At 40.6% G+C, this 5,067-nt stretch carries 4 protein-coding genes; all 4 read left to right on the top strand.

The genetic code is table 11. The features are described from left to right. Window positions 1-55: 55 nt before the first annotated feature. On the top strand, window positions 56-727 hold the full coding sequence (locus KA531_03975; protein ID MBP6006025.1) for a deoxycytidine triphosphate deaminase: 672 nt from the start codon (window positions 56-58) through the stop codon (window positions 725-727). A 33-nt stretch (window positions 728-760) separates the two neighbouring features. Continuing rightward, complete coding sequence (locus KA531_03980; protein MBP6006026.1) at window positions 761-1,333, top strand: ATP-dependent Clp protease proteolytic subunit; 573 nt, start codon at window positions 761-763, stop codon at window positions 1,331-1,333. A 148-nt stretch (window positions 1,334-1,481) separates the two neighbouring features. Continuing rightward, complete coding sequence (locus KA531_03985) at window positions 1,482-4,847, top strand: DNA-directed RNA polymerase subunit beta (protein ID MBP6006027.1); 3,366 nt, start codon at window positions 1,482-1,484, stop codon at window positions 4,845-4,847. Next, window positions 4,840-5,067, top strand: a 228-nt coding sequence (locus KA531_03990; GenBank protein MBP6006028.1) for a hypothetical protein, incomplete at its 3' end; no start/stop codon positions are given. The genes KA531_03985 and KA531_03990, both read left to right, overlap by 8 nt.

Here is a 5,067-nt window from a genome sequence, read left to right on the forward strand (position 1 = left end):
CTTTAACATCATGCTAGGATTAATTAGTAGAAAGGTTAAAATAGTTTAGGAGGGGGTGATGGTTTATAGTGATAAGGATATTATTAGGGCTTATCAGGAAGGTAAGATTGTCATTGATCCTTTTGTCTCTGAAAATGTCAAAGGCTCTAGTTTGGATTTGACTCTTGGTCAATGGTTTTATACAACAGAAGCTGATAAGGGATATAATTACTACAATCCGTACAGCAAGGGTGCTGTGGAACGATTTTTTGGTCAGGTTAAAAAAGCAATGCCTCATCAGGAATGGTGCAAGAAACACGGACTTGAGCTTTTTGAAGGAATTGCTCCAAATAACCCAATCATTGTCTTGGCACCAGGGGAAAGAATTCTAGCTCATACCAATGAGTTTGTTGGTATTAAGCCTCCAGGTACTACAAAAATGCTTGCTAGATCATCTTGGGGTAGGAATGGTATATCAGTTTGCTATGATGCTGGTTGGGGTGATCCTGGATATATCAATCGTTGGACAATGGAGATCTATAACAATAATCAAGACCATAGTGTCCCCTTGCGAGTAGGAGAAAGAGTTGCACAGATGGTATTTCATCAGACAGGTGATGTAGCACAATCATACGAAAAGACAGGTAAGTACCAAGCCTATGAAGACTTGGATCAATTGAAGCGCAATTGGTGTCCGGAGATGATGCTCCCGCAAAGCTACAAAGATCACCTACCCTGGATAGACTAGGTATGCTATGATGAAGGTATGCAAGATTCACAAATCTTAATACCAACTGTTATCGACAAAACACCTAGAGGTGAAAGAGTCTATGATATCTATTCGAGGCTCTTAAAGGATAGGATTATCTTTCTCGGTAGCCCGGTTGATGATCTTGTCGCCAACTCCTTGATCGCCCAGTTACTCTACTTGGATAGTCAGGATAATTCTCAAGAGATCAAGCTATATATCAATTCACCAGGCGGAAGTGTTTCGGCGGGTATGGCTATTTATGACACAATCAGACATATCAAATCTGCTGTCTCTACAACAGTTGTTGGCATGGCTGCAAGTATGGCTGCCATTTTGCTGGCTGCAGGAGAACCAGGTAAACGTTATAGTCTTAAACACTCTCGAGTTATGATTCATCAGCCTTCGAGTGGTTTTCAGGGAACAGCAAGTGATATTAGGATTGCAGCAGAGCAGACTATGAAGATTAAGACAATGTCAGAAAAACTCTTGGCCGAACATACTGGTCAGGATCTAAAAAAGATTCAAGAAGATATGGATCGAGATTACTGGATGAGTGCTGCAGAAGCTAAGAAATACGGGATTATTGATCAGGTAGTAACCTAAGTATTAATTAGTTATAAAATCCTTGACACAGTAGCTTACAGTAGTGTAAGCTACTAACTATATAATGGAATAAAGTGGAGACCAAGCCCATCGGGTATTGGTTTTTTTGGTTTTTAGAATAATTATTTTTAAGGAGAGGATAGATTTAATGAGTCAGGTGGCAACAAGAAAATACTTAAATCCCAGCAAGGATAGCATTGAATTACCTGGGTTGGTTGAGCTACAACAAAATTCTTACAAGCAGTTTCTGCGTGAAGGTATCGGGGAAGTCCTGGAAGAGGTATCACCAATAGAAGATTTTACGGGTAAAAACTATCATTTGAAGTTTCTTGATTATGTGATTGAAGAACCAAAAATCTCTGAGTCAGTTGCTCGTGATCGAAAGTCAACCTACGAGGCAGCAATTAGGCTAGAGGTAGAACTAACCAACAAACGAACCAAACAGAAAAAGAAACAAAAGATTTTTCTTGGGGATATGCCAATGATGACAAGTCGCGGAACTTTTATTATCAATGGAGTTGAAAAAGTTGTGGTTTCTCAGTTGGTGCGTTCACCAGGTGTATTCTTTAGTAAGGAAAAGACAGGGTATTTTTCTGCTAAGGTTATCCCTGCTAGGGGTGCTTGGTTGGAATTTAACATCTCAAGTAGTGGTGTAGTTACTGTCAAAATTGATAACAAGCGAAAAATCAATCTTGGTACTTTCTTGAGAGCAATGGGGTTTGCTACTAATCAGGAAATTCAAAAAACTCTGAAGGTTAATGGAATTAATAAGTCTGATATTGATTTTGTGGAGCAGACTTTGAGTCGAGATACCACCAAGACTACCGATCAGGCATTGATTGAGATTTATCGCAAGGTCAGACCTGGTGACTTGGCAACACTTGACAATGCCAAAACCGTTTTGGAGGATCTATTTTTTGACTCAAAACGTTATGACTTTTCTAAAGTAGGAAGATACAAATTTAACCGTACACTCGGACTCGATCCTAACTACGGTGACCAGACCCTAAGTCAGGAGGACATCATCCTAGTGATTAGAAAGATTTTAGAATCTAGTTATCTTGATGCTCCAGCTCAGGATATCGATCACCTGGCAAACCGTCGATTAAAAATGGTTGGTGAATTGGTTCAAAAAGCTTTTAGGAGTGGAGCGCTTAGGACTGAGAGGATTGTTAAGGAGAGAATGAGTGTCGCAGATTCTGATACTATTGCTCCAGTCAATCTTATCAACGTTAGACCAATCACTGCTAGCGTTAGAGAGTTCTTTAATAAGTCACAACTCTCACAATTGATGCAGCAAGAGAATCTCTTGTCGGAAGTTTCGCACAAGCGTAGGCTAAATGCCTTAGGTCCAGGTGGTTTGACTAAAGAAAGAGCCGGATTTGAAGTACGAGATGTTCATAGAACTCACTATGGACGTATTTGCCCAGTTGAGACCCCAGAAGGACCAAATGTTGGGTTGGTCTCTAATCTTGCAAATTTTGCTAGTGTTGATCAGTACGGATTTTTGATCACTCCCTATCGTAAGGTTGAGCAACTTAAAGATGGTAGAGCTAGGGTTACTGATCAGGTAGTTTACTTGGATGCACTAGAGGATGATCAGGCCGTAATTGCAATGGCAGGGACTGAAGTAGATCAAGATGGCTATTTGGTTGGCCCTCGAGTATCTGTTCGAGGTGTTGGTGGCGAGGCTGAAGAGCTAGATATTTCAGAGGTAGAATATATTGATATCTCGACTAGGCAGGTGATTGGAGTACCAGCTTCATTGATTCCTTTTGTTGAACACAATTTGCCAATGCGGGCCTTGATGGGCTCGAATATGCAAAAACAAACCGTGCCTAGCGTCAGGCCAGACTCACCAATAGTTGGTACAGGCATGGAGTCTAAGGTTGCAAAAGACTCAGGATATGTAATATTTGCGGAAGAAGACGGTAAGGTATTGTCGGCAACTGCTGATAATCTAATAGTTGAATATAAGGATCGACAAGTCAGCTATCCATTGATTAATTTTTTAAGAAGTAATCAAAAGATTGCAATACACCAAAGAGTCAAAGTTGATGCTGGTCAGAAGGTCAAAAAAGGAGAAGTCTTAGTCGATAGTCTAGCCACCGATAATGGTGAATTAGCCTTGGGGCAGAATGTTCTAGTGGCATATATGAGTTATCATGGGCTAGGATTTGAAGATGCAATTATTATCTCTGACAGGTTAATGCAGAGTGATAAATATACTTCAGTTCATATTGAAGAATACAAGGTCGATTTGCGAGACACTAAACTTGGGCCAGAGGTTCTGACTAGCGACATACCAAATGTTAGTGAAGATTCTTTACGAAACCTTGATATTGAGGGGTTAATTCGGATTGGTTCTGAGGTCAAGCCAGGTGATATTCTGGTTGGGAAGATTACACCAAAAGGTGAGGCTGATTTGTCTGCAGAAGAAAAGCTTCTGAGAGCAATCTTTGGTGAAAAAGCTAGGGATGTTAGAGATAGTAGCTTGAGACTTCCTCATGGAGAGTATGGCAAGGTAGTTGATGTTCAAGTTTTTAAAGGGAAGGATATCCCTAGGGAAGCTAGTGGAGTGTTGGCTAGAATTCATGTTTATATTGCTCAACTCAGAAAAATCTCTGTTGGCGACAAAATGGCCGGTAGGCACGGTAATAAAGGTGTCATATCTCGGATAGTGCCAGTAGAAGATATGCCTTATCTAGAAGATGGTACACCTGTTGATATTATTCTTAATCCATTGGGCGTTGTGTCAAGAATGAATATTGGTCAAATCCTTGAAATTCACATGGGTCTTGCGGCAGAAGCTTTGGGTTATAAGGTTGCAACTGAGTCATTTAATGGTATTCCAGTAGAAACAATTAAATCAGAGCTCAAGAGAGCAGGATTGCCAGAGGATGGAAAGTTGCAATTGACCGACGGACGAACTGGTCAGAAATTCGAAGAGAGAACTGTGGTCGGCTATAAGTATATGCTCAAGCTAATTCACATGGTTGATGATAAGATCCATGCTCGTTCTACTGGAAAATATGCCAAAGTTACCCAACAGCCTTTGGGGGGTAAGGCTATGGGTGGCGGACAGAGATTCGGTGAGATGGAGGTTTGGGCACTCGAGGCTCATGGTGCTGCAAATACCTTGCAAGAGATGCTGACAATTAAATCAGATGATGTGATTGGTAGATCCAAGGCTTATGAGTCAATTGTCAAGGGTATGACAATAACTGGACCTAGGATTCCAGAGTCATTCAATGTTTTGGTCAGAGAGTTACAAAGTTTGGCTCTAAATGTTGAAGTAGATTATATCGATCCTGATACTGGCATAACTGCATCTGGACAACCTGCCGACGACGATGATGTCGATGATGATAGTGCCGATGTCAGCATAAATGATCAAGGAGTTGATCTTTATCAAGAGGAAGAAGTAATAGTTGAAGTAGAAGAATTAGATCCATTGGTTCAGGATCAAGATAGTATTGAAAGTAATCTCTCTCAAGGAGGAAAAGATGATTAATAATGCAATGACTGATATCGAGGGGATTAGGGTAAAACTTGCCTCCCCAGAGGATATTGCGAGCTGGTCTCATGGTGAGGTAACCAAACCAGAGACTATCAATTATCGGTCTCAAAGGCCGGAAAAAGATGGATTGTATTGTGAAAAAATTTTTGGTCCAACCAAGGATTGGCAATGTTATTGTGGTAAATACAAAGGCATTAGATATAAGGGTATTACC

Source organism: Candidatus Saccharibacteria bacterium (assembly GCA_017983775.1).
Classification (GTDB): Bacteria; Patescibacteriota; Saccharimonadia; order JAGOAT01; family JAGOAT01; genus JAGOAT01.